The organism is Microbacterium sp. BLY, assembly GCF_017939615.1.
GTDB lineage: Bacteria > Actinomycetota > Actinomycetes > Actinomycetales > Microbacteriaceae > Microbacterium.
Map to the genome: position 1 here is coordinate 1,894,622 of NZ_JAGKSR010000001.1, position 24,382 is coordinate 1,919,003.

Annotated in this window: 26 protein-coding genes; 8 read left to right on the top strand and 18 right to left on the bottom strand. The window is 71.4% G+C overall.

Translation table 11 applies throughout. The features are described 5' to 3' along the window. The first annotated feature begins 44 nt into the window (after positions 1-44). Entirely contained in the window at positions 45-386 is a 342-nt protein-coding gene (locus tag KAF39_RS09380; protein ID WP_210677015.1) for a hypothetical protein, read from the top strand. Positions 387-432: 46 nt separating this feature from the next. On the opposite strand, the gene KAF39_RS09385 is transcribed toward KAF39_RS09380, so the two are convergent. From KAF39_RS09385 to KAF39_RS09405, 5 genes are all read right to left on the bottom strand, one after another. Further along, positions 433-717: a hypothetical protein gene (locus KAF39_RS09385; protein ID WP_210677016.1), complete on the bottom strand. Its 285-nt coding sequence runs from the start codon at positions 715-717 to the stop codon at positions 433-435. Beyond that, the gene (locus KAF39_RS09390; RefSeq protein ID WP_307805161.1) at positions 714-1,220 is read right to left on the bottom strand and encodes a BLUF domain-containing protein; all 507 of its coding nucleotides are present in this window, start codon (positions 1,218-1,220) and stop codon (positions 714-716) included. The genes KAF39_RS09385 and KAF39_RS09390 overlap by 4 nt, the downstream gene beginning before the upstream one ends. Continuing rightward, on the bottom strand, positions 1,217-1,474 hold the full coding sequence (locus tag KAF39_RS09395; RefSeq protein WP_025102908.1) for a hypothetical protein: 258 nt from the start codon (positions 1,472-1,474) through the stop codon (positions 1,217-1,219). The genes KAF39_RS09390 and KAF39_RS09395 overlap by 4 nt, the downstream gene beginning before the upstream one ends. 84 nt (positions 1,475-1,558) lie before the next feature. Continuing rightward, complete coding sequence (locus tag KAF39_RS09400) at positions 1,559-3,916, bottom strand: glycoside hydrolase family 65 protein (RefSeq protein ID WP_210677017.1); 2,358 nt, start codon at positions 3,914-3,916, stop codon at positions 1,559-1,561. 213 nt (positions 3,917-4,129) lie between these two features. Further along, entirely contained in the window at positions 4,130-5,011 is an 882-nt protein-coding gene (locus KAF39_RS09405) for a manganese catalase family protein (RefSeq protein ID WP_210677018.1), read from the bottom strand. Positions 5,012-5,205: 194 nt separating this feature from the next. Here KAF39_RS09405 and KAF39_RS09410 point away from each other — a divergent pair, with 194 nt between their 5' ends. Together KAF39_RS09410 and KAF39_RS09415 are read left to right on the top strand one after the other, a co-directional pair. After that, positions 5,206-6,600 (top strand): M20/M25/M40 family metallo-hydrolase, encoded by a 1,395-nt coding sequence (locus KAF39_RS09410; protein WP_210677019.1) that lies wholly within the window; start codon positions 5,206-5,208, stop codon positions 6,598-6,600. A gap of 145 nt (positions 6,601-6,745) precedes the next feature. Next, on the top strand, positions 6,746-7,315 hold the full coding sequence (locus tag KAF39_RS09415; RefSeq protein WP_210677020.1) for an alpha/beta fold hydrolase: 570 nt from the start codon (positions 6,746-6,748) through the stop codon (positions 7,313-7,315). A 61-nt stretch (positions 7,316-7,376) separates the two neighbouring features. On the opposite strand, the gene KAF39_RS09420 is transcribed toward KAF39_RS09415, so the two are convergent. Further along, the gene (locus KAF39_RS09420; protein ID WP_210677021.1) at positions 7,377-7,676 is read right to left on the bottom strand and encodes a Fe-S cluster assembly protein HesB; all 300 of its coding nucleotides are present in this window, start codon (positions 7,674-7,676) and stop codon (positions 7,377-7,379) included. A gap of 107 nt (positions 7,677-7,783) precedes the next feature. Next, positions 7,784-8,272 (bottom strand): GNAT family N-acetyltransferase, encoded by a 489-nt coding sequence (locus KAF39_RS09425; RefSeq protein WP_307805162.1) that lies wholly within the window; start codon positions 8,270-8,272, stop codon positions 7,784-7,786. Between the two features lie 119 nt (positions 8,273-8,391). On the opposite strand from KAF39_RS09425, the gene KAF39_RS09430 reads away from it, so the two are divergent. Beyond that, positions 8,392-8,952, top strand: coding sequence for a Dps family protein (locus tag KAF39_RS09430; RefSeq protein WP_210677022.1), 561 nt, complete (start codon positions 8,392-8,394; stop codon positions 8,950-8,952). A gap of 22 nt (positions 8,953-8,974) precedes the next feature. On the opposite strand, the gene KAF39_RS09435 is transcribed toward KAF39_RS09430, so the two are convergent. Further along, entirely contained in the window at positions 8,975-9,529 is a 555-nt protein-coding gene (locus KAF39_RS09435) for a DUF6328 family protein (protein WP_210677023.1), read from the bottom strand. Positions 9,530-9,610: 81 nt separating this feature from the next. Between KAF39_RS09435 and KAF39_RS09440 the strand changes: the two genes are divergently transcribed. Next, positions 9,611-9,820 carry a hypothetical protein gene (locus KAF39_RS09440; protein ID WP_210677024.1) on the top strand — a complete coding sequence of 70 codons (210 nt, stop codon included), beginning with the start codon at positions 9,611-9,613 and terminating at the stop codon, positions 9,818-9,820. Positions 9,821-9,827: 7 nt separating this feature from the next. Here the strand turns inward: KAF39_RS09440 and KAF39_RS09445 are convergent, their stop codons facing one another. Further along, positions 9,828-10,403, bottom strand: a complete 576-nt coding sequence (locus KAF39_RS09445) for a 1-acyl-sn-glycerol-3-phosphate acyltransferase (RefSeq protein WP_210677025.1) — start codon at positions 10,401-10,403, stop codon at positions 9,828-9,830. A gap of 22 nt (positions 10,404-10,425) precedes the next feature. Beyond that, positions 10,426-11,016 (bottom strand): carboxymuconolactone decarboxylase family protein, encoded by a 591-nt coding sequence (locus KAF39_RS09450; protein WP_210677026.1) that lies wholly within the window; start codon positions 11,014-11,016, stop codon positions 10,426-10,428. Positions 11,017-11,147: 131 nt separating this feature from the next. On the opposite strand from KAF39_RS09450, the gene KAF39_RS09455 reads away from it, so the two are divergent. Then, a complete protein-coding gene (locus KAF39_RS09455; RefSeq protein ID WP_210677027.1) occupies positions 11,148-11,294 on the top strand; it encodes a hypothetical protein in 147 nt (48 codons plus the stop codon). A 30-nt stretch (positions 11,295-11,324) separates the two neighbouring features. On the opposite strand, the gene KAF39_RS09460 is transcribed toward KAF39_RS09455, so the two are convergent. Next, positions 11,325-12,800 carry an MDR family MFS transporter gene (locus KAF39_RS09460; protein ID WP_210677028.1) on the bottom strand — a complete coding sequence of 492 codons (1,476 nt, stop codon included), beginning with the start codon at positions 12,798-12,800 and terminating at the stop codon, positions 11,325-11,327. Positions 12,801-12,969: 169 nt separating this feature from the next. On the opposite strand from KAF39_RS09460, the gene KAF39_RS09465 reads away from it, so the two are divergent. Further along, positions 12,970-15,039, top strand: coding sequence for an ABC transporter ATP-binding protein (locus KAF39_RS09465; RefSeq protein WP_210678018.1), 2,070 nt, complete (start codon positions 12,970-12,972; stop codon positions 15,037-15,039). Between the two features lie 23 nt (positions 15,040-15,062). On the opposite strand, the gene KAF39_RS09470 is transcribed toward KAF39_RS09465, so the two are convergent. The 7 genes from KAF39_RS09470 to KAF39_RS09500 are packed head-to-tail and all read right to left on the bottom strand — an operon-like array spanning position 15,063 to position 22,385. Further along, positions 15,063-15,878, bottom strand: coding sequence for an SDR family NAD(P)-dependent oxidoreductase (locus KAF39_RS09470; protein ID WP_246878272.1), 816 nt, complete (start codon positions 15,876-15,878; stop codon positions 15,063-15,065). Next, positions 15,862-16,809, bottom strand: a complete 948-nt coding sequence (locus tag KAF39_RS09475; protein ID WP_307805163.1) for a glycosyltransferase family 2 protein — start codon at positions 16,807-16,809, stop codon at positions 15,862-15,864. Before KAF39_RS09475 ends, KAF39_RS09470 begins: the two co-directional genes overlap by 17 nt. Before the next feature lie 22 nt (positions 16,810-16,831). Next, positions 16,832-17,968 carry a cysteine desulfurase family protein gene (locus KAF39_RS09480; RefSeq protein WP_210677029.1) on the bottom strand — a complete coding sequence of 379 codons (1,137 nt, stop codon included), beginning with the start codon at positions 17,966-17,968 and terminating at the stop codon, positions 16,832-16,834. A gap of 4 nt (positions 17,969-17,972) precedes the next feature. Continuing rightward, a complete protein-coding gene (gene nadC / locus KAF39_RS09485; protein ID WP_210677030.1) occupies positions 17,973-18,824 on the bottom strand; it encodes a carboxylating nicotinate-nucleotide diphosphorylase in 852 nt (283 codons plus the stop codon). Beyond that, a complete protein-coding gene (gene nadB, locus KAF39_RS09490; protein ID WP_210677031.1) occupies positions 18,824-20,338 on the bottom strand; it encodes an L-aspartate oxidase in 1,515 nt (504 codons plus the stop codon). Before nadB ends, nadC begins: the two co-directional genes overlap by 1 nt. Continuing rightward, entirely contained in the window at positions 20,335-21,672 is a 1,338-nt protein-coding gene (gene nadA, locus KAF39_RS09495; RefSeq protein WP_210677032.1) for a quinolinate synthase NadA, read from the bottom strand. The genes nadB and nadA overlap by 4 nt, the downstream gene beginning before the upstream one ends. Continuing rightward, positions 21,669-22,385, bottom strand: a complete 717-nt coding sequence (locus KAF39_RS09500; RefSeq protein WP_210677033.1) for an NUDIX domain-containing protein — start codon at positions 22,383-22,385, stop codon at positions 21,669-21,671. The genes nadA and KAF39_RS09500 overlap by 4 nt, the downstream gene beginning before the upstream one ends. Positions 22,386-22,650: 265 nt before the next feature. Between KAF39_RS09500 and KAF39_RS09505 the strand changes: the two genes are divergently transcribed. Beyond that, on the top strand, positions 22,651-24,342 hold the full coding sequence (locus tag KAF39_RS09505) for an ABC transporter substrate-binding protein (protein ID WP_210677034.1): 1,692 nt from the start codon (positions 22,651-22,653) through the stop codon (positions 24,340-24,342). Positions 24,343-24,382: the final 40 nt, after the last annotated feature.

A 24,382-nucleotide genomic window follows, 5' to 3' on the forward strand; every position in this document is an offset into this window, starting at 1 on the left:
TCAACAACTAGACGACGGCGGCGTCCGGCTGGGAGAGTGGCCGGATGGAGCCCCGTGCATCGAGCCCGCCGACCCTCGCGTCGAGGGCGGTGCCGCCCGTCGTCATCCTGCTCGCGACCTGGCTGCTGCTGTGGCTCGCCCAGGGGGTGCCCTCGGTGTGCGCCCTCGCGCTTCCGTGCCCGGCGCCGGACGTCCGGGTCGCGCCCGCGCTCCTGTTCGGTGGCCTGATGCTCGTTCCTGTGGCGGTGCTGCTCGTGACGGCGTGGTCGGACCGCGCCTGGAGGGGCGTGCGGGGCCTCTCCTACGCGGTGCTCGTCGCGCTCGCGGTCGTGGGTCTCGCCGCCGTGCTCTTCTCCGGCGGATTCGGCATCGGGTTCGGCATCTGACGCGACGCCGCCTGCGCCTTGGTGAGGAGCGGGGTACCCGGGCCGGTTAGCGTCGCACGCCCGCGTCGCGGCCGTGTCGTTCTTCGAACTCACGGAGGGCGCGCCTCGCGCGGCGGGTCTCGACGACACCGACGACGATCCCAGCAGCGAACACGATGATGCTGAGAACGCGCCACAGTCCTGCGGGCGCATCGAGGAGGAACGCGACCGTCCAGCCCACCGTCATCACCGACGAGAACACGATCGCGTAGACGCCCCAGTTCCGCCGCCGCTCCAGCGCCATGCGCTGCTGGATGAGTGACGGCTCCGGTTCGCTCGCAGGCTCGCTCATGCGTGGAGCGGTGCCCCCTCGGCAGCGGTGGCACCGCTCGCGGCGGGCACGGGGGCTCCGGCGCCGGAGCGGGTGCGGAACCACAGGGTGAGCTCGAACAGCGCGCGCTCCCTGGCGGGCAGATCGTCGCCCCCGACGAGGTCGTCGAAGGAGTCGCGGAACCCGGAGGGAGGCGCGGTGCTGCCGGTGCGGAACGACCGATACCCCATCGACCAGTCCGAGAAGAGCCGTGCAGCGATGGGGGTCTCCAAGAGGATGCGCATCGCGTGATGCCGCGGGTCTTCCGCGATCCTGTCCACCAGGCGGCGCACCGCCTCGGCGGGGCCTTCGAGGATCTGGAGGAACCGCCCGTCGCGGAAGAGGAGGAGCCCGGTGACGTCCCGCGTCGCATTCGACCGACGGGACTGCTGCAGGAGCTGCTCCAGGGCGGTCTCCCGGAACGGCTGCGCCGCTGTGCTCGTGTAGACGAGGCGGAGCGCGCCGTCGGCCATGGCCGCGGTCACCCCTGCACCAGCTCCGGAGCGCCGAGGGCGGCGTCGCCCTCTGAGGGGCCGGCGTGGGCGACGACCTCCGTGGTGGCGTCGCTCAACGTGGCGTGCAGGCCGAGCGGCTGCGCGGACGCGGAGAACGCGGCGAAGCGGCCGTCGGGCTGACGGTCGACGTAGCCGAGGAAGTCTCCGCCGCGGCTTCCGACATGGAAGCCGTCCTCGACGCACGCCCAGAGGACATCCGATGCGGGGTGGGGGGAATCAGGCACGGCTCCACACTACGGTGGCGCACCGACATCGCCACGGGCCTTGCGCTGGGCCGCCTCGATATGGCAGACGCGCCGGATATCGCCTCAGTCACCGGCGCGCGGTCGTCCCGGCTCCCGCCAGCGCGGCGGCACCGGGGGCGGGGTGATCGGCTCGACGCGGTCCGGCGTCGGCAGGCTCGACGGCACTCCGGCGTGCAAGACGACCTCCTGGTCGGCGTGCCGGATCGTCACCGGCTCTCCGGCGCTCAGCCGGTAGGTCGTCTCCGCCGGGGTGATGTCGACGTGCAGGATGCAGCCGTGCAGCCGCACGCCGAACGCGAGACGGGTGACACCGTCCGGAAGCTGGGGGCGGAAGCACAGGCCGTCGTCGCCCTCCCGCATGCCGCCGTACCCGGCCGTGACTCCCGTCCAGATGCCGGCGAGGGCCGCGATGTGCAGTCCCTCGTCCGTGTTGCCGTGGAGGTCGTCCAGGTCGAGGGCCGCGAGCTCCGCGAGGTACGCCGCCGCGAGCTCGATATGACCCACCTCGGCGGCGATCACGGCCTGCGCCGCCGCGGAGAGCGACGAGTCGCGCACGGTGAGCGCGTCGTAGTAGGCGAACGCCCTGGCCTTCTCCTCCCACGTGAACTCCTCGTGCGCGGTGTAGAGCGCCAGGACCAGGTCAGCCTGCTTCAGCACCTGCTTGCGGTAGAGGTCGAAGTAGGGGAAGTGACTGTGCAGCGGATACTCGTCGGGGGCGGTCGCATCGAAGTCCCACCGCGCGTGCGCGGTGAATCCCGCCGACTGCACGTGCACCTGCTCGTCCTCGTCGTAGAGCACGGTCATGGCGGAAGCCGCGGCCTCCCACTCGGCGACCTCGTCCTCGTCGACGCCGAGCCGCCCGGCGATGTCCGGGTGGCGTCGGACGGCCACCGCCGCCCCCCGGAGGTTCCGGCGCGCCGAGAGGTTCGTGTACACGTTGTCGTCGACGACGGCGGTGTACTCGTCCGGACCTGTGACGCCGTCGATGTGGAAGCCTCCGGCGTCGTCCCAGCGGCCGAGCGAGGCCCAGAGCCGGGCCGTCTCGACGAGGATCTCGGTGCCCGCGTCGCGTTCGAAGTCGTCGTCACCGGTGACGCGCACGTAGTGCATCACGGCGCCGGCCACGGCGGCGTTGATATGGAAGGCCGCCGTGCTGGCGGGCCAGTATCCGGAGCTCTCGCGGCCGTCGATCGTCCGCCACGCGAACGTCGCCCCGCGCAGGCCCAGCGTCCGGGCGCGCTCCCTGGCGTGATCGAGCGTGGCGTGGCGCCACCGCAGTGCCTGGAGCGCGGCGTCCGGCGCGGTCGAGGTGAGCACGGGGAGCACGAAAGCCTCGAAGTCCCAGAAGGTGTGGCCCTCGTACCCGGAGCCGGTGAGGCCCTTGCCCGGAACGGACCGGGACTCGGCGCGTGCCGACGCCTGGAACACCTGGAACAGGGCGAAGCGCACGGCCTGCTGCAGCCGCGCGTCGCCGTCGATGCGGACGTCGCCGCACTCCCAGTACCGATCGAGGACTGCGCGCTGCCCTTCGACCAGGGCGTCCCAGCCGAGGCGGGCGGCCTCTTCGACCGCCTCCTCCGCGCGGTCCCGCAGCGTCTGCGGGGCGAGCGATCCGGACCATTCGTGCCCGACGAGCTTGACGACCTCGAGCTCCTCGCCGGGCGCGAGATCGACATGGATGCGCGTGCGCGACAGGTCGCCGTCCGCCTCGGTCGTCACTTCCGGAGCGCCCTGCCCGGACGCCTGCACCAGGTGGTCCGCGCTCACCGCCACGCGCAGAGCGCTGCGGCGGGTGCGGTGCAGCAGCGTGCTCCGCGCGCCGCGCTCCGCTGCTGCGACGGCTTCCAGGGGACGGGCGAGGAGCTCCTGCACGCGCGGATCGTCGTGGGTGATCGGAAGGGGCTCGTTCGCGAGCACCTCCGACAGCACGGTGACCGCGAGGGGGCCGTCGACAGCCCGCACACGGTAGCGCACGGCGGCCAGCGACCGGTGCTCCAGGGAGACCAGACGCGTCGAGCTGATGTGCACCCGTCGGCCCTCCGCCGACTCCCAGTCGACCTCGCGGTGGAGCGTGCCCTCGCGGAGGTCCAGGCGCCGGGTGTGCGCGTGCACGGTTCCGTGCTCGACGTCGAACGGTTCGTCCCCGACCAGCAGCCGGATGAGCTGCCCGTTCGGCACGTTGATCACCGTCTGCCCCGTCTCGGGGTAGCCGTACCCGTCCTCTGCATACGGCATGGGATGCTCTTCGAACACGCCGTTGAGATAGCTGCCGGCCACCCCGCGGGGGTCGCCTTCGTCGAGGTTGCCGCGCCAGCCGATGTGGCCGTTCGAGAGGCCGAAGACCGATTCCTCCTGGGCGAGGTGGGCGGTGTCGACGCCCTCGATGCCCACGGCCCACGGTTCGACCGTGAACGGCGTCATCGCGTCGCCCCGGCCCGCGAGCGCAGATCCGAGGGGGAGGTGAGGCTGCCGAGGAGCATGGATTTCCCTTCTGCCGGAGACCGTGTGCGTCGACGCTAGCGACGCGGTGACGGAGGCACGAGGGAGTTGCGTCCCGCAGACCGGGTCCGGTAGGGCGGCCGAGAGGCGCGGGGTGCGCGGCGGCCGCCCCTTCCGGAGACCGGAGCCCTCAGCTCACTCCTTGTGGAGCGCGTCCTGCGCTGCGCCGGCCACCTTCTCCACGACGTTCGGCAGCTCGGTGGTGCCGTAGAAGCGCGCGTCGGGGTGGGTGGGCGGCGGCATCTCGGCCGTGGTGGTGGGGCCTTCGTGGTAGCTGAACTCGCCGTGTCCGTCCGGGGTCGGCCCGGAGGCCCACGTGCCCTCCGCGGCGGCGGGACCGTCGCTGAAGTTGAGGTACTGGTAGGAGACGTCGCGGTACTCCTTGGACAGCGGGAAGTTGCTCGGCACGGGCAGCTTCTCGGCACCCTCCGCCTTGAGCTCCTCGGCCGCGGCGAGCCACTGGTTCTGGTGCATGGTGTCCCGGGCGAGGAGGAAGCTCAGCAGATCCCGCACGCCGTGGTCGTCGGTCATGTGGTAGAGCCGGGCGACCTGCACCCTGCCCTGCATCTCCGCGTTCGCATTGGCCATGAAGTCGGCGAGGAGGTTGCCGCTCGCGGTGATGTACGACCCCTGCCAGGGGTTGCCGTTGCTGTCCACCGGGCGGGCGCCCGCGCCGGCGACGATGCCCTGCTGCACGTCGGTGCCGCCGATGATCGCGGCGACGGTGGGGTCGTCCTGCACGGCGTCCTCGGTGATGCCGAGCGGGGACTTCTCGAGGAGCTGCGCGATCATGACCGCCAGCATCTCGACGTGTCCCATCTCCTCGGCGCCGATGCCGAAGACGAGGTCGCGGTACTTGCCGGGCATGTGCATGTTCCAGGCCTGGAACTGGTACTGCAGGGCGACGGTGATCTCGCCGTACTGCCCGCCGAGTACCTCCTGCAGCTTGCGGGCGTAGACCGCGTCGGGGGCCTCGGGCGTCGCGGAGAACTGGAGTTCCTGTCGATGGAAGAACATATCGAGCCTTTCTCTTCTGGGGATGGGCTGGCCATGCAACGCCTGCCCGGCCCGTCGGCTCAGGGCCTTCCCAAACCCGGATGCGCCTGGGACAATCACTCTCGGTTCGCCGCGCCGCGGCGACCGTTAGCCGGTGCGCGGCGACGGCGTCAACCCCCGCCCGGAGACGCGGTCCGCCGGGCAGGCTGTCCCTCATGACAGAGGAGACGGCGGCGGCGCACGACGCGATCGGCGTTTTCCTCGGGTCGCATGTCGACGAGATGGTCGAACGTCTGTCGACCTGGGTCGCGATCCCCTCCGTCTCCGCCGACCCCGAGCGTCGCATGGACGGTGTGCGGTCTGCGCACTGGATCGCCGGAGAGCTACGCGACGCGGGATTCACGACGACGCTGCTGCCGGCCGGTGACGCGATCACCGTGTTCGCCGAGCGGCCGGGCGTGCCGGGGGCACCGACGGTCCTCGTCTACACGCATCACGACGTCCGCCACGCCAAGCCGGAGGAGTGGAGCGAGACGGAGCCGTTCACTCCGGTGCTCCGGGACGGACGGCTCTACGGCCGTGGCGCCTCGGACGCGAAAGGCCAGGCGCTCGCGCACGTCTGGGCGCAACGAGCGCTCGCCGCCGTGGACGGGGCCGGTGCCGGGGTGCACCTCAAGCTGCTCGTCGACGGCGAGGAGGAGATCGGCTCGCCCCATCTCAAAGAACTGCTGGAGGCCGAACCCGCACGGTTCGCCTGCGACCTCGTGGTGTTCTCGGACACCCTGCAGTGGGAGGTCGATTCCCCGGCCCCGGTCACGTCGATGCGGGGGACGCTGACTGCGACCCTGACCGTGCAGGGTCCCGACCGCGACGTGCACAGCGGCGCCGCGTCCGGTGTGACCGTCAACCCGGCCCTCGTGCTGTCCGGAGTGCTCGCACGGCTGCACCACGACGACGGCAGCATCGCGATACCCGGCTTCTACGAGGATGTGCCCCCGCTCAGCGACGAGCGCGCGGAGGAGCTGGATGCGCTGCCGTTCGATCCCGAGGACTGGGTCCGGCGCACCGAGACCAGGGTCATCGTGGGGGAGAAGGGCTTCACCCCGAAGGAGCGGCTGTGGGTGCGGCCGGCCATCGAGGTGATCTCGTTGCTCGCCGGGGATCCGGATGGCATCGAGCGCTCCGTCATTCCCCGGGAGGCCATGGCGTCGCTGAGCATCCGGACCGTTCCGGGCCAGCGCAATCACCACGTCGCCGACCTGCTCCGCGCCTTCATCGCCGACGTGATGCCGCCAGAGGCGACCTACCGCCTGGAGGTCGACGAGGACATCGCGCAGGAACCGTACGTCTCGCCTCCCGGCCCCATGCGCGATGCGCTGGAGCGCGCCCTCGCCCGCGGCTACGGACGCGCCGTACAGGGACGGATGGGGAACGCCGGCGGCGGGCCGGCCGATCTGCTGTCCCAGCAACTCGCCGCCCCGGTCGTCTTCCTGGGCACGGGCCTGCCCGAGGACCACTGGCACGCGAGCGACGAGAGCATCGATCTGCGCATGCTCGTCCGCGGCGCCGCGACCCTCGCGCATCTGTGGCGCGAGCTCGCCGCCGCCTGATGACTCCGCCGGGGGATGCGAGGAGGAGGCTCGTCCCCCGGCGGGCTACGCTGGACGCAGGCGCCCGCCCGGTGCCCGGTCGCAGGAGTCCGGCGCGGACCACGCCTGCGAACCTGATACCGACGGCTTGAGGAGAACCACGCCGATGACCGACACCCAGATCTTCGAGCCCGAGGGCCGCGCCATCCCCTTCGTCGACGAGGGCGACGGGCCGGTCAAGCTCGTGCTCATCCAGGAGCGTGGCCTGGCCGCCGACGTGCTCGGTGTGGTCGGTCACTACCTGGCCGAGGAGGCCGGTTTCCACGTCGTGCGGATCGGCCATCGCGCGGATGACGCCGACACCTCGATCGAGGACCGCGTCGCGGACGCGCTCGCCGTCATCGACCACATCGGCCTCGGCGACACGTGGATCGGCGGACACGGCTTCGGCGGCACGATCGCCCGGTCGTTCGCGCTGGCTCATCCGGAGCGCGTGAACGGTCTCGCACTGCTCGGCGTGGAAGACGTGGAGACGCCCCTCGCCCCCGTGATCCCGGTGCTGCTGATCCAGGGGACGGCCGACGAGGTGACCCCGGCCGCGAACGCCGAGAGCCTCCGCGCCACGGCTCCGGAGCGCGCCAGCATCAAGGTCGTCGAGGGCGGGGATCACCTCTTCCCGATGACGCACCCCATCGAGACGGCCGTCGTGCTCGAGGAGTACCTGGACTGGGACTGAACCCGGCACAGACACACGAACGCCGCGGCCGGGGAGGCCGCGGCGTTCGAAGTCTGAGGTCTCAGGCGACCTGAGGGAGCACGGCGAAGGACACGGAGCCCTCGTCGTCCACGCCCGCGTCGAGGATCTTGTCGTCGAGCGCGGAGGCAGCGGCTTCGTCGAGGAACAGGCGGGTGCCGGAGAACTCGACGACCTGATCGGCGGGCTCCGGGTCGGCGGTCACGGCGACGGCGAGCCGGGCCGCGCCCGAGTCGTCCTGCGCCTCGGCGGTGTGGATGCGCAGCCCGGCGGCCGGCGCGTCGTTCTGCCGACTCACGAGGGTCGACACGATGGCGGTGGCGTTGTCGGTGAGGGTGAGCACGGGCTCTCCTTTCCGGTTGGGGCATGACGCGGTCGCGACATGTCCGGGCTACGATTCCTCATCGTCCGGATCCCCTCGACCCCCTTGCGCGGTCGGGGGTGCTGCCCTTAACCTCGCAGTCGCTTGCGGAGGAACACCTGAGCGGTGCCGTCGCCCTGCGGCACCCGCTCGCGCTCCTCGTAGCCGCACGACTCGTACAGCCGGATGTTCGCCTCGCTCAGGCTGCCGGTGAAGAGCTCGGCTTCTCGGGCATCACTGGCCTGCTCGGCGGCCTCGAGGAGCTTGCGGCCGATGCCCTCGCCCTGCATGTCCGGCGCGATGGCGATCCGGCCGATCAGGAGCAGGTCGCCGTCCTCGACGAACCGGATGGCACCGACCAGGCGGCCGTCCACGCGTGCGCCGAGACCCCGTTCGGAGGTCAGCTCGGCCTCCATCTCGGTGAGCGTCTGCGTCAGCGGAGGCATGTCGACACTGCCGTAGATCGCCGCCTCGGAGACGAAGGCGGCACGCTGGATCGTCAGCACCTCGCCCGCATCCGCCGCGGTGAGAGGGGCGATGACCACCTCGGGACGATCCTCCTGTGCTGCTGCCGACACTGTTCCGCCTCTCTCGATGAGCCTGTTGCCCCCCTCACGTTCGGGGGTGGGGCGGGCGGGTGTCAACCCCCTCGAACCGCGCGCCTGCGCCGGTTACCGTGACGGCAGGAGGTCACACCATGGCAGACACGAAGACCAAGAAGTCCGGCAGCTCCAGCAGCAAGAACGCGACGGCGAAGGCGGGAGTCAAGACCACGCGTCAGCAGAACGCGGAGAAGGGGTTCACGGCATCCCCGACCCTCGCGGCGAACCTGCAGGCCGTCCTCGTCGATCTCCTGGAGCTCTCGTTGCAGGGCAAGCAGGCGCACTGGAACGTCGTCGGACGCAACTTCCGCGACACGCACCGTCAGCTCGACGAGATCATTGAGGACGCCCGCACGTTCAGTGACACCATCGCGGAGCGGATGCGTGCCCTGCACGCCGTGCCCGACGGGCGCAGCGCGACGATCGCGAAGACGACCACGCTGCCCGAGTTCCCGACCGGCGAGGTGTCCACGACGGAGACCATCGACCTGGTCACGGCGCGCCTCGAGGCGGCTGTCGCCACGATGCGTGATGTGCACGACGCCGTCGACGAGGAGGACCCGACGTCCGCCGATCTGCTGCACGCCGTCATCGAGCGGCTCGAGCAGTTCGCCTGGATGGTGAGCGCGGAAAACCGCAGCCCCGCCGGCCGCTGACCGGCACGATGTCCGACCGCCGTCACCGTCGCGTCCGCGCCGGGGGCGGCGGTTCGTCGTCTGCGGCAGCGCGCAACCGGGCGCGGCGCAGCAGACCGGGCAGCGCCATCCACAGCCCCACCACGAGCAGCATCGAGGCGATGAGCGCGACGACCCCGGCGGTGCGGCTCACCGTGAAGTCGACGATGAGGGTCGTGACGCCGATCGTGAGTGCACCGATCACGAACAGGTCGATCTTGACGAGGCGCGCGGCGGTCCGGACGAGCTCCGGCTTCAGCCGGCTGCCGAATAGAGCGCGATGGATGCCGACGGGGGCGAGGGCGAGGATGGTGGCGATCGCCGCGAGCGCGACGAGCACGACGTACAGGTCGCGCTGGAATTCGTCCATGTCGGTGAAGCGCGGCTGGAACGCCACGGCGAGGAGGAAGCCGGTGAGGATCTGCGTGCCGGTCTGCATCACCCGCAGCTCCTGCAGCAGCTCTTCCCAGTTGCGATCCGCGCGTTCGTTCGGGGTCTCGTCGCGGCCGTCGGCGCGGTCGTCATGCTCCTCGGCGCCACGGCGGCGTTCTGCTGTCATGGCGATAGTCTCGTGGGCACGATCCGCCGATGTCCAGGACCTTGCACGGTCTGCCCGACACGTGTCGCGAAAGGACCCGAGATGACGCTTCCTCCCATCGACGAATGGTGGCCCGAACTCTCCGACGACGCACGACGTGCCGTTGCGGGGAGCGCATCAGGGCATCTCGATGAGGACGTGCGCGAGGAGATCCGCGAGATCACGGGCGCCGTGGTCGGGATGATCGAGTCTCTGCCGGACGACGACCTCGCGTATGCCCGCGCCCACGCCTCTGCACCCGAGGAGGACTGAGGAGCCGTCAGGCCTCCGCGGTCTCCTCGCGCAGCCGCGGCTCGGTGCGACGTTCGGGGCGCACGCCGTGCTTGTCGGCGTAGAACGACCGGATCCGGTCCATGTCCGCCGCGACGTCACCGGTGAGGTCGATCGTCGGCCCGAGACCGGTGGTCATGGTCTTCCGGTCCACGAACCCGAGGGTGACCGGCATGCCGGTGGCGCGGGCGATCCGGTAGAAGCCGCTCTTCCAGTACTCGTTGCCGCCCCGTGTACCGTCGGGCGTGACGACGAGTCCGAAGACCGTCCCAGCGTGCACCTGGTCGACGACCTCGCCGACCACCCGCGCCGGGTCCGAGCGATCCACGGGGATCCCGCCGAGACCGCGCATGATCGGCCCGCGCCACCCGCGGAACAGGCTCTTCTTACCCAGCCAGTGGACGTCGATGCCGAGACGCCAGGCGATGGCCAGCATGAGGACGAAGTCCCAGTTCGAGGTGTGGGGTGCGCCGATCAGGACGGTCGGTCGCGTGGGGGCGGCGTCGGCGACGAGCCTCCATCGGCTGACGGCCCAGTACACGCGGGCGAGGGATCGTCGGAACATCCCTCCAGATTATGGGGCGCGGCTATCGATCCCCTGTCGGCGACGACGCGGCGCGCGTCAGGGCGGCCCCGAGGGCGGGGTCGAGCCCGGGCACGCTCTCGACGGGCACCGCGAGGGAGAGCAGCGCCCGGCTGAAATGGTTGCGCGCGGCCGCCGCCAGGGCGATGTCGACGATCTGCCGGTCGGTGAACCCCGCGTCCCGCAGTTCCTGCGTGTCCGCGTCGGTCATCGCGGCCGGGTCGGTCGACAGACGTGTCGCGAAGCGGATCACCGCCTGCTCCGAGGCGGTGAAGGCGGCGTCGTCCCCGTCCGCGAACGCCGCGAGCCCCGCCTCGTCGACGACGCCCGCGCGCAGGGAGCGGCGTCCGTGCGCGAGGAGGCAGTGCGCGGAGCCGATGGCACGCGCCGCGCCCAGCGTCGCGGCCTCATAGACCCGCACGCCGATGGACGGCACGATCGCGTGGATCAGCGCTTCGAAGGCGGCGTGAGCGTCCGGGTTCATGGCCATCGCCCGCGTGTGCGCGAAGACCATGCCGTCTTCGGCGAGGTCGCCGTCGTACATCGCGGCGACGTGACCGGTGGCGGTCGCCGGCTCGGGGGGATGGATGATCATGGCCGCTCCTCGACTCCGGCCGGGCGCGCAGGAGGGGCGAGCGCCCGCCTCGCGGGGAACGATACGCCGCATCCGGGGCCGGCGGAAGGGCGACCGGAGCCGGACGCCCGCGGCAGGCGTACGATCGAGGGATGACCGATTCGAAGCAGGAGAACGCCGGGCAGGAAGCGCCGCTCGGGCTGCAGCCGCTGCCGGGAGCGATCGAGCTTCTGGACGGCGACGCCGTCGGCTACTGCAGCAACGGCGTCTGCCACATCCCCGCGCCGAAGACGCAGTGAGCGGCAGACGCCGTCGGTGCTGACAGGCGGTCAGTGACCGCCGGGCGCTCCGTCGCCGATGTCGTCGGCGGGCTTGCGCACCAGCGGGCTGAGAGCCACCGCCGCCAGCGAGATGATCGCTGCGATGAGGAAGGCCGTCCGCGCCCCCGGTGCCCCGGCCACGGCGCGGGACAGACCCTCGTCTTCTCCCGCGTGCAGGATGGCGGAGTACGTGACGGTGAGCAGGGCGACCCCGGCCGCCCCGCCGACCTGCTGCAGCGTGTTCAGCACCGCGGAGCCGTGCGAGTACAGCGAGCGGTGCAAGGACCCCAGCGACGAGGAGAACAGCGGCGTGAAGGACATCGCCAGTCCGACCGACATGGCCGCCTGCACGATGATCAGCATCCACCACACCGTGTGCTCGCCGACCGTCGAGTAGAAGAACAGGGCAGCGGACACGAGGATCGTGCCCGGGATGAGCAGCGGACGGGTGCCCTTCGCGTCGTACACGCGTCCCATGACCGGGCCGAGCAGGCCCATGAGCACCGAACCGGGAAGCAGGATGAGTCCCGATTCCAGGGCGGTGAGACCCGCGACGTTCTGCAGGTACTGCGGCAGCAGGGTCAGCGTGCCGAACATTGACAGGGCGAGGATGGTCATGATGATGACGGCGAGCGAGAAGTTCGCGGAGCGGAAGACCCGCAGGTCGAGCAGCGCGTCGTCGACCCGCTGCAGGACGAGCTGACGCCAGACGAACAGCGCGAGCGAGACCGCGCCGACGACCAGGGCGATGACGCCCGTCGTGCCCCCTGACCCGCCTTCGCCGCCGAACTGGCTGAGGCCGAAGACGATGCCGCCGAAGCCGAGCGCCGCGAGCGGGATGGACAGCACGTCCAGTGGAGCCTTGCGCGTCTCACCGAGGTTCGTCATCCACTTGGCGCCCATGGCGAGGGAGATCAGGGCGATGGGCAGCACGATCGCGAACAGCGCGCGCCAGTTGAACGCATCGAGGACGGCGCCGGCGAGCGTCGGGCCGATGGCCGGGGCGAGCGAGATGACCAGGCCGACGCGGCCCATCATGCGGCCGCGGGACTGCGCGGGGACCACGTTCATGATCGTCGTCATCAGCAGGGGCATCATGATGCCCGTGCCGGCCGCCTGGATCACGCGCCCGACCAGCAGCACGGAGAACCCAGGGGCGACGAGTGCGACGAGCGTGCCGAGCGAGAACGCCGTCATCGCGGCGATGAACACCTGCCGCGTCGTGAAGCGCTGCAGGATGAAGCCGGTGGTCGGGATGACCACCGCCATCGTGAGCATGAACGCGCTCGTGAGCCACTGCCCGAGCTCCGGCGGGATGCCGAGGTCGGTGTTCAGGTGCGGGATCGCGATGCCCATCGTCGTCTCGTTGAGGATGGCGACGAAGGCCGCGACGAGCAGCAGCCAGATGACCCGCATGTCCTTACGGGGGATCTCCCCGTTCGATGCGGGGGGCGTCGTGATGGAGCCGGTATCGACGGCAGACATGGGCGGCCTCCAGGGCATCGGAAGAAAGAAGAGGGTGCGAGAGTTCGCGAGAGTCCTTCAGCGTAACGGGTCGGTCGGACATTTCATTCCGATCCCTGCGATATATCTGCCGTGAGCGGAGGCGACGGCCCGCGGTGTCCGTCGTCGTGGGTACGCTGGCGCCATGAGCATGGGCGGCATGGGCGGAGGCCCGCGCGGAGGTTTCCGCGGCGTGGACGAGAGCGCCCAGCGCCGGCTCAACGCGGAGGCCCCGAAGATCGACGGGCTCGGCACCCGGGTGGTGGCGCTGTTCCGTCCCTACCGCTGGCGTATCCTGTTCACCGGCGTCCTCGTCGTCCTGGGAGCGGGCATCGCCGTCATCCCTCCCCTCCTCGTGCAGCGCATCTTCGACGACGCGCTGTTCCCCGTCGACGGGGGCGGCCCGCACCTGTCCCTCCTCGGCGTCCTCGTCGGGAGCATGGTCGGCTTGTTCCTCTTCTCCGCGGTGCTCGGCGTCGTCCAGACCTGGCTCACCGCGACGGTGGGCAACAGCGTCACCGGAGACCTCCGCGTCCGCCTGTTCGAGCACCTGCAGTCCATGGAGCTGGGCTTCTTCACCCGCACCAAGACCGGCGTCATCCAGTCGCGGCTGCAGAACGACGTCGGCGGTGTCTCCGGCGTGCTGACGAACACCGTCACCAGCATCCTCGGCAACGCCGTGACGGTGATCGCCTCGCTCGTCGCGATGATCCTCATCGACTGGCGGCTCACGCTCATCGCCGTCGTGCTCATGCCGTTCCTCGTGCTCGTCCAGCGCCGGGTCGGTCAGGTGCGGGCCCGCATCGCGGGGGAGACCCAGGAGTCGCTGTCGGAGCTGACGTCCATCACCCAGGAGACGCTGAGCGTCTCCGGCGTGCTGCTGTCGAAGGCGTTCAACCGGCAGCGCACCGAATCCGCCCGCTACCAGGAGGAGAACCGCAATCAAGTGCGCCTCCAGGTACGCCGGGCCATGAGCGGGCAGGGGTTCTTCGCGGTCGTCCAGGTCATCATGGCGAGCGTCCCCGCTGTCATCTACCTCGTCTCCGGCTATTTCATCGCGGGCGGCACGGGGGCGATCACCGCGGGCACGATCGTGGCATTCACGACGGTCCAGGCGCGACTGCTCATGCCGCTCATGGGACTCATGCGCGTCTCGCTCGACCTGCAGACCTCCTCCGCGCTCTTCGCCCGCATCTTCGAGTACGTCGACCTCGTGCCCGAGATCACGGACGCGCCGGATGCGATCCCGGTGGCGCAGGCGCCCGGGCCGCGCGGGAGGATCGAGTTCCGCGACGTCGTCTTCCGCTATCCGGACGCCGCCGCCGACTCGCGCCCGACGCTGCACGGTGTCTCGTTCGTGGCCGAGCCGGGGCAGCACGTCGCCTTCGTGGGGCCGTCGGGGGCGGGCAAGACGACGATCCTCTATCTCGCCCCGCGGCTGTACGAGGCGAAGGGCGGTGCGGTGCTGTTCGCCGGCGCCGACGTGCGCGCACTCACGCAGGAGTCGATCATCGACGACGTGGGCATCGTCTCCCAGGAGACCTACCTGTTCCACGCGACGATCCGGGAGAACCTCCGCTACGCCAAGCCGGACGCGACCGACGACGAACTGGTCGCCGCCTGCACCGCCGCCAACATCCACCACATCATCGCCGGATTCGAGAACGGGTACGACACCGTCGTGGGCGAGCGCGGCTACCGCCTCTCCGGCGGAGAGAAGCAGCGGATCGCGATCGCCCGTGTGCTGCTCAAGGATCCGCCCGTCCTCCTGCTGGACGAGGCCACCTCCGCGCTGGACACCGTGTCCGAGCGTGTGGTGCAGGAGGCCCTCGACGAAGCGGCGAAGGGGCGCACGACCCTCTCGATCGCGCACCGGCTCTCGACGGTCATGGGCGCGGACGTCATCCACGTGCTGGAGGCCGGGCGCATCGTGGAGTCCGGCACGCACGCGGAGCTGCTCGCGCAGGGCGGCCTCTACGCCGAGCTCGCGGCGCAGCAGATCGCCGCGTCGCGGGTGCTGGACGCCGAGCGCGAGGCGGAGATCGACGCGGAGAGGGAACTGGCGGCGGAAGGCGGCCTCGAGGCCGGTCTCGCGCCCCGACGGGCGGATCGTGAACCGGAGGACTCCGCCGCCGCCGATGCCGTCGTCGCGCTGACCACCGGCGTGCCGCTCCCGACGCAGTCGGACGCCGACTCCCGCCCCCGACCGAGCGAGGTCTGAGAGCCGGGCGGCGCCGGAGTGCGTCAGTGCACGGAGAGGCCGCCGTCGACGAACAGCGACTGACCGGTGACGTACGCCGAACCGGGGCCGGCGAGGAACACCGCGGCGGCCGCGAAGTCCTCCGGGAGTCCGTTGCGTCCGATCATCGTCCGCGCCGCGAGCGCGTTGATCGCCCCGGGGTCCTCCTGCAGCCGCGCGTTCAACGGCGTCAGCACGAATCCGGGGACGAGCGTGTTGCTCGTCACCCCGGTGCCGCCCCACGCTTCCGCCTCCGAGCGCATGAGCGATTCGACCGCACCCTTGGAGGCGCCGTACACCCCGCTGCCCACGAACGCCCGGTGGGCCTGCTGCGAGCTGATGTGGATGAGCCGCCCGTACCCGCGCGCCGCCATGCCCTGCGCCCAGTGCTGACCGAGGAGGAAGGGGGCGAGCGCGTTGACCGTCATCGTCGCGTCCCAGTCCGCCTCGGTGATCTCGGCGAACGGCGGACGGATGTTGATGCCGGCCGAGTGGACGACGATGTCGGGTTCGCCGAACGGTACCGCTGCCTCCTCTGCGACGGCGTGGATGCCCTCTCGGGATCCCAGGTCGCCGACCACCCCCGCGGCACGGCAGCCGTGGGCGCGCAGCTGCTCGACGGTCGCGGCGATGCGCTCCTCGCCGCGGGCGACGACGACCGTGGCCGCGCCCGCGCGGGCGAGCGCGGTCGCGATGCCCTGCCCGATGCCGGAGCTTCCGCCGGTCACGACCGCGGTGCGGCCGTCGAGGGAGAAGAGGGAGCGGAGGTACGCGGTCATGTCGTCGGAGTCCTTCGGGTGGGCCTCACCAGGTGAGGGCATCGGCGAGCGTGGGGTCCGGATCAGCGTCGGCGTACTCGGGCAGTGCGCGGAGGTCGGCGAGGAAGGCCGAGACCTCGGCGGCGTAGGCCGGGTCGGGATGCGTGCCGGCGATCTCGAGCAGAGGGGCGATGTCCATCGCGAGGATGAGGTCGAGGCGGGCGGTGACGGCGGCATGCGCTCCCGCCTCCTGCAGCACGCGGATGCCGCCGCGGAGCGCAGCGAGGTAGTCGCGGAGCACGGGAAGCTGCGCCTTGCTCTGGGTGATCGACGTGCCGTCCGGGCGCACACGCCAGCGCACGACGACCTCGGGCAGCACGTCGAAGGCACGCGCCCGCGTGTACATGGTCTGCGCCACGACCTGATCCTCGTACGCGACGCCCTCCGGGAACCGGAGGGCGGACCACATCTCCGTGCGGCTCACCTTGGACCACGCGACGATGTTCGACACCGCCTGCGGGTGGGCGTCGAGTGTGGTGCCGAGACGAGCAGGGGTGGTGGCTGCGGCCACCCAGGGCTGCACGCGGCCCGCGGCGTAGCCGTCGCCGGCGGGGCGCAGCCGCACGTACGCGCCGGCGGCGAAGTCGCTCCCGGTGCGCTCCAGGGTGCCGATCAGGTGCTCCAGGGCACGCGGCGTCAGCTCGTCGTCGGCGTCGAGGAAGCCCGTGAAGGGGGTGTCGACGAGGCCGAGGCCGACGTTGCGTGCGGCACCGAGTCCGATCGACGCGTCGTGGCGGACGACGGTGAAGCGGTCGTCCGCGGCGGCCGCGGCGGCGAAGACCGCCCGGGTGTCGTCGACGGAGCCGTCGTCGATGAGGACGGCGCGCCAGCGCTGATCGGTCTGCGCGCGGAGCGAGTCGAGGGCGGCGGGGGCGAACGCGGCGATGTCGCGCCCTGGCACGATCATCGTCACGATCGGAGTGGGGGCGGTCACGACCCGAGTCTAGAGCCGGTGGTCACCGGCGGACCGCGTCGACCGCTGCGGAGACGAGTGCGGCCAGGCGTTCGGGGGCGTCGGCCGGGAGGGGGGAGCGCCCGAACGTGAACCGCACCGCCGTCTGTGCGACCTCGGGGGCGATGCCGCAGGCGAGGAGCACGGGCGAGGGCTCGTCGCTCCCGGCCGCACATGCGGAGCCGCTGGACGAGATCACCCCGCGGCGTTCCAGTTCGAGGAGCACCGCCTCACCGCCCACCCCGGCGATCGTGAAACTCGCGGTGCCGGGAAGCCGGTGCACGGGGTGCCCCGTGACCGCCGCCTCCGGGATGAGCCGCCGCACGGCCGCGATGAAGCGCGAGGTCGTGGCACCGACCAGGGCGACCGTGCCCGCGCGCCCTCGTTCCGCCAGTTCCAGGGCGGTCGCGAGTCCGACCGCGCCCGCGACGTCGACGGTGCCGGAGCGTCGCCCCCGCTCCTGGCCGCCCCCGTGGAGCACCGGCTCCAGGGGGAGCCGGCCGCGCACGACCAGCGCCCCCGTGCCCTTAGGGGCGCCGAGCTTGTGACCGGCGATCGAGACGGCGTCCGCGTCCAGGCCGTCCAGGGCCAGCCATCCGGCCGACTGCACGGCGTCGACGTGGAGGAGTGCACCCTGAGCGCGGGCGACCTCGCGGAGCGCGGCGACGTCCTGGACGGTGCCGATCTCGTTGTTCGCGTGCCCGACGGACACGAGCAGGGTGTCGTCCGTGAGCACCGCGTCGAGGGCGGCGGGGCTGACCCGCCCCGTCGCATCGACGGACGGCATCGACACGCTCACGTCGTGGAAGCGGGCGAGGTAGGCGGCGGACTCGCGGATCGATTCGTGCTCGATGGGGGACACGACGAGGCGTCGACGACCCGACGTGAGCCCCCCGAGCACGAGGCCCTTCACGGCCAGATTGTTCGCCTCGGTCCCGCCGGCGGTGAAGACGACGTCGCCGGTGCGCACCCCGAAGACGCGTGCCACGCGGGCGCGGGCGTCCTCCAGCGCGCGCGCCGCCGCCTCGCCCGCGGTGTGGTGACTGGCGGGGTTGCCGAACATCTCGGTGAGGTAGGGCTCCATGGCCTCCCGCACCTCCGGGCGCACGGGCGAGGTCGCGGCGTGGTCGAGGTACAGCACGGCCTCAGTCGATCCGCAGGTCGAGGCCGAGATCGAGGGCGCGGGCCGAGTGGGTCAGGGCACCGACGGAGATGACATCCACTCCGGTCTCGGCGATGGCGCGCACTGTCGCCAGGTCGACGCCGCCGGAGGCCTCCACTGTCGCGCGTCCGCCGATCAGCGCCACGCCCTCCCGCAGGTCGGCGAGCGAGAAGTTGTCGAGGAGCACGGTGTGGGCCCCGCCGTCCAGGACGGCGGGGATCTGGTCGAGGCGGTCGACCTCGACCACGACGTGCGCCGTATGCGGCAGCCGCGAAAGGGCGTCGCGGAGGGCCGTCGCGAGGTCGAGACCGGATCGCCGGAGGACGGCGAGGTGGTTGTCCTTGGCCATCACGGCGTCCGAGAGCGAGTACCGGTGGTTGCGACCACCGCCGGAGGCGACCGCGTGCCGTTCGAAGGCCCGGAGCCCCGGCGTCGTCTTGCGGGTGTCGGCGATCCGGGCGGTCGTCCCGTCGATCGCGCGGACGTACGCGGCGGTGAGCGTCGCGATACCGGACATCCTCTGGACGAAGTTGAGGGCCACGCGCTCGGCGGTGAGGACGGCGCGGGCGGGACCGGTCACGGTGGCCAGGACGTCGGCGGCCGCGAACGCGTCGCCGTCACCCACGTGCAGGTCGACGGTCAGGGCGGGGTCGGTGAGGAGGAAGGCGGCGGCGAACACCTCGCCGCCGCTGAAGACGCCGTCCTCGCGGGCGACGAGGTCGGCGGTGGCGGTGGCGTCAGCGGGGAGGAGGGTGGTGCTGGTGAGGTCGCCCCATGGGGCGTCCTCCTCCAGGGCGGCTCCGACGACGCGGTGCAGGGTGGCGCGGGTGAGCATCAGGCGGTCTCCAGGATCGGGGGGTGCGCGGGGATCGGCGGCACGGGAGCAGGGTCGTCGCGGTGATGGGCGCCGACCGAGACGGTCCGGGCGAGAGCCGCGCGGAGGGTGGCGTCGGCGAGCAGCAGCAGGTTCCTGTCCTCGTGTGTGCGGACGTCGTGGGCGGGCGGCGTCCCCACGGTCCAGGCGCGGACGATCCCGAGCGCCCGCTGCAGGCCGGGGCCGGTTCGCCGCAGTCCTCCCTCGTCCCACAGGAGCCGCTGCAGCGCGGCACGGTCGAAGGCAGGAGCGGAGACGTCGTGCGGGTGCGGGTTCGCCCCCGGGGCGGAGGGCGCCGTGCGGTGAGGGGGCGGCCACGGTTCGGAGAGAGCGGCCGCCGCCCTGGCGCCGAAGACGGCGCCTTCGAGGAGGGAGTTGGACGCGAGCCGGTTCGCCCCGTGCACGCCCGTGCGCGCGGCCTCCCCGACGACGAAGAGCCCGGGGAGCGTGGTGCGGCCGTGCAGATCGGTGATCACGCCGCCCATGAGGTAGTGCGCGGCCGGGGTCACGGGCAGCGGTTCCCGGGACCAGTCGTGGCCGCGGGTCCGCGTGACGCGGTCGATCGTCGGGAAGCGGCGGGCGAGCGTGTCCGCCCCGAGCTCCGTCGCGTCGAGGTGCACCGGCGTCCCCTGCACCGCGGCCTGCCGGGCGATGGCCCGCGCGACGACATCGCGGGGGGCGAGTTCCCCGTCGGGGTGACTGTCGAAGACGAAGCGTCGCCCGTCGCGATCGCGGAGGACGGCGCCCTCGCCGCGGACGGCTTCGGAGAGGAGGAAGACGGGGATGCCGGGGAGGACGGTCGGGTGGAACTGGACGAACTCCAGGTCGGCGACCGCGGCGCCGGCGCGCAGCGCGGCGGCGATGCCGTCGCCGGTGGCCCCTTCCGGGTTCGTGGTGTGGGCGTAGAGCTGCCCCGCCCCTCCCGTCGCGAGGATCACGGCGTCCGCATCCAGCTCCACCGGCCCCTCCGCGGTGAGCAGGGCGACGCCGCGCACGCGTCCGGCGTGCGGGCGGAGGTCGACGAGCATCGCGTGCTCGCGCACGAGGACGGACGTGCGGCGGAGGGCGGCGCACAGCGCCGCGGCGATCGCGGCGCCCGTCGCGTCGCCGCCGGCGTGGAGGATGCGGGCATGGGTGTGCGCGGCCTCGCGCCCCCGGGCGAGGGAGCCGTCCTCCGCATGGTCGAAGGAGACCCCGCGGGCGACGAGCTCTGCGATGCGGGCGGCGCCGTCGCTCACGAGGGCGTCCACCGCGTCGGGGTCGGCGAGGCCCGCCCCGGCGGTGATCGTGTCGGCGGCGTGGGCGACCGGACCGTCGCCCGGCCCGTAGCTCCCGGCCACCCCTCCCTGGGCGAGCGGGGTGCACCCGTCGCCGAGTGTCCCCTTCGTGACCACGGTGACCGTGTGCCCGGCCTCGTGGGCGTGCAGGGCGGCGGTGAGCCCCGCGATCCCCGAACCGACGACGACGACGTTCATCGGACGCCGGCGGTGGCCGGGGGCTTGGCGGCCAGCATGCGCTCCAGGGCGATCCGTGCCGGGTCGGCGACGTCGGGCGAGACTGTGATCCGGTTCGGGGTCCGCCCGGCCACGAGCTCCTCCAGCACCCAGGCGAGATAGCCGGGGTGGATCCGGTACATAGTCGAGCAGGGGCAGACGACCGGGTCGAGACAGAAGATCCGATGCTGCGGATACTGCGCAGCGAGGCGCCGCACGAGGTTGATCTCCGTGCCGATCGCGAAGGTCGTCGGCTCGACGGCGTCGGCGATGGCGCGGCGGATGTACTCGGTCGACCCGGCCTCGTCCGCGGCGTCCACCACCTCCATCGGGCACTCGGGGTGGACGATCACGCGGACCCCGGGGTGCTCGGTGCGGGCCTGGTCGATCTGGGCGACGGTGAAGCGCCGGTGCACGGAGCAGAAGCCGTGCCAGAGGATCACCTGCGCGTCGACGAGCTCGTCCGGCGTGGATCCGCCGAGCGCTCGCCGCGGGTTCCACATCGGCATCCGGTCGAGCGGTACGCCCAGGGCCTTCGCCGTGTTGCGTCCCAGGTGCTGGTCGGGGAAGAAGAGCACCCGGCGGCCGCGGGCGAACGCCCACTCGAGCACGGTCGTCGCGTTGGCCGAGGTACAGACGATGCCGCCGTGTCGGCCGACGAAGCCCTTGATCGCCGCCGAGGAGTTCATGTACGTGACGGGGATCACGGGCACGCGCCCGTCGGCGTCCGGGGTGTCGAGGTCGCCGAGCACGTCGGCGAGCTGCTCCCAGCACTCCTCGACCTGGTCGATGTCCGCCATGTCGGCCATGGAGCACCCGGCCGCGAGGTTCGGCAGGACGACGGACTGGTGCGGCTGAGAGAGCAGGTCGGCGGTCTCGGCCATGAAGTGCACGCCGCAGAAGACGATCGCCTCCGCCTCCGGCCGCATCGTGGCGGCGGTGGCGAGCTGGAACGAATCGCCCACCTCGTCGGCATGCGTCACGACCTCCTCGCGCTGGTAGAAGTGTCCGAGGATCACGACCCGGTCGCCGAGTGCCGTCTTGGCCGCATCGATGCGGCGGTGGAGTTCCGCTTCGTCCGCCTCGCGGTACGCCGCGGGGAGCTCGCCCTGTCGCGGCGCACCCGTCGGGATGACGTCGCCCATGGACGAGCCGGGTCCGTAGCCCGGTCGCGTGTCGAAGTCCCACGGGCCGACGGCGAGGTCGGTGGTGCAGGTGGCGTCGGTCGATGCGCCGCCGACGATGGCCTGGATCGCGTGGTCGACGGACGGATCCGACGGGGGAACGGCGGGCGTCGGGACGAAGGTGATGCTCATCGGATCCTCGTTTCCTCGGGGCGGAGCGGGCCGCGGTCGGCCAGCTCGAGGTCGGTGTCGTCGCGGTACAGGCGGGCGGGCCGGTGGCTGCCCGTGCGGAAGCGGTCGGTGCGGGTGAGGTTGCCGGCGGTCTCCACCTGTCGCCGGAAGTTCGCGGGGTCGAGCGGTCGTCCGAGGATCGACTCGTACGCCTCCCGCAGCTCGGCGAGGGTGAACTCGGTGGGCAGGAAGCCCTGGGCCACCCGGCTGTAGCCGACCTTGTTGCGCAGTCGCCACAGCGCGTACTCGACGATCTCGCGGTGGTCGAAGGCCAGGGCGGGGAGATCGTCCACGTCGAACCACTCGACGTTCTCCGGGGCGCGTCCCGAGGCGCGGTGGGCGGCGATCTGCGCTTCGACGTCGTCCTGTCGCAGCAGCGCCCAGTAGACGAGGGAGATGACGCGGGTGGGGGAGCGGTCGACGGCTCCGAAGGCGTACAGCTGCTCCAGGTAGGTCGGCGACAGCCCGGTGGTCTCGGCGAGCGTGCGGGCGGCGGCGTCGACGGGGGACTCCGCGGCCGTGAGCCAGCCCCCGGGGAGGGCCCACCGCTCCGCGAAGGGCTCTCGGGTGCGGCGCACGAGGGGGAGGGCGAGGACGGCGGCACCGTCGCCGCTGCGCCGCAGCGTGAGGATCACCGTCGAGACGGCGACGCGGATGTCCGCACTTCGAGTCATAGGCACCTTAACCTCCGCCTCGATCTTAGTGTCATCCGGACCTTTAGTGCGAGTGTGTGACGACTCCTGGCGTCGAGTCCGAAACGTTATCTCCCCCACGCGAGAACGCTTGTCCCCTCGCGGCGGGTTTGTTAGGTTACTGTCCTAACAAACCCCTTCGAGGGCGGCCCGCAGGCCACCTCCCGGGGTTCCCGTGAACCCCGTCCGGGGTTCGGCTCCAACCGGAGAATCCCTCCTGCAGTGCAGCACCGAGAGGAAATGACGAATGATCCGTAACGGAAAGCGCAAGATCGCGCTCACGGCGGTCGCGGGGGCCTCGGTCCTCGCCCTGGGCTTGACGGCCTGTGGCAGTGGCGGGGGCGACGGCGGCGACGCCGACGGCGACCGTGCGCTGCGCGTCTGGGCGGGAAGCCAGACGCCGATCACCGCGAACTACAACCCGTTCGCGCCGACCGTGCTCCACGGCGCGCTCGGCCCGATCTACGAGCCCCTGTTCTTCTACAACAAGACGAAGGACGCCGAGCCGGTCGGCCTGATCGGCGACTCGTTCGAGTACAACGAGGACGGCACCCAGATCACGGTCAAGATCAAGCCCGACCTGAAGTGGAGCGACGGCGAGCCGCTCACCGCCGACGACGTCGTGTTCTCCTTCCAGTACGAGGCGAACAACCCCGAGGGCAACGGGCTGGTCTCGGCCGAGGCGACCGACGACACGACCGCGGTCCTGACATACTCGAGCGCCCAGTACACCACCGAGTTCCAGCGCATGGGCTCGAGCTACATCCTCCCGGAGCACATCTGGAAGGATGTCACCGACTTCGCGAACTTCGCGAACGAGGAGCCCGTCGGCTCCGGGCCGTACGTCGTGGACAAGACCACCAGCGAGTCCTACACGCTGGTCGCCAACGAGAACTACCGCGGTGCGGACGAGCTCGCCGTGAAGAAGGTGCAGTACATCGCCGTCGACAACAACCAGACCGCGCAGGACCTCCTCGCCGCCGGCAAGCTCGACTGGACGGGCATGTTCATCCCCAACCCGGACGACGTCACGGGCAACGGCGCGATCGATTGGATCAACACGCCGCAGGACCCGACGGTGCTCTACACCTGCGCGAACGCCGACCTCGGCTGCACCGGCCCGCAGACCGATGTCGCGGTGCGTCAGGCGCTGAACGTCGCCATCGACCGCGCGACCATCAAGGACAAGGCGTTCGTCGGCCTCACCGGTGACATCTCGCCCACGTACACGCTGCTCCCGCGCGACGAGAAGTGGCTCGCCGACTCGGCCAACGAGGTCAGCCCGCAGGAGGCGGACGTCGCCGAGGCCGGGGAGATCCTCGAGGCCGCCGGCTACACCAAGGGATCGTCCGGCATCTACGAGAAGGACGGCACCCCCGTCGAGCTCAGCCTGATCTCGGTCGACGGCTGGACCGACTACAACGACGCCGCGAAGCTCATCGCCGAGCAGGCCGAAGCCGCGGGCATCAAGGTGACCGCCTCGACCGTGCAGTGGCAGGAGTTCTCCGACGCCCGCCAGGGCGGGAACTTCCAGCTCATCGTCGGCGGTGTCGTCGGCACGTCGGTCGCCGACCCGTTCCAGATCTACCGCGACTGGTTCGGCGGCACCGAGGTGGAGTCCACCAGCCCCGTCGGCACGGAGATCCCCGCTGGTCGCTGGAACTTCAGCCGCTACAGCAACCCGACGGTCGACGCGGCCATCCAGTCCGCGATCAGCACGAACGACGAGGCCGAGAAGAAGGAGCTGTACGCGACGATCCAGACCGAGATCGTGCGTGACCTGCCCTACATCCCGCTCGTGATCAACGCGACGCAGACCTTCTACAACACGAAGGACTACACCGGCTGGCCGACGGAGGAGGACCTCTACGCCTTCCCGCCGTCCTGGGGCGCCATCGCCGCCGGGTACGTGCTGACGCAGATCAAGCCGGCCGGCTGAGTCGAAGGAGTCGGGGAAGCAGGAAGTCAGGACACGGTGA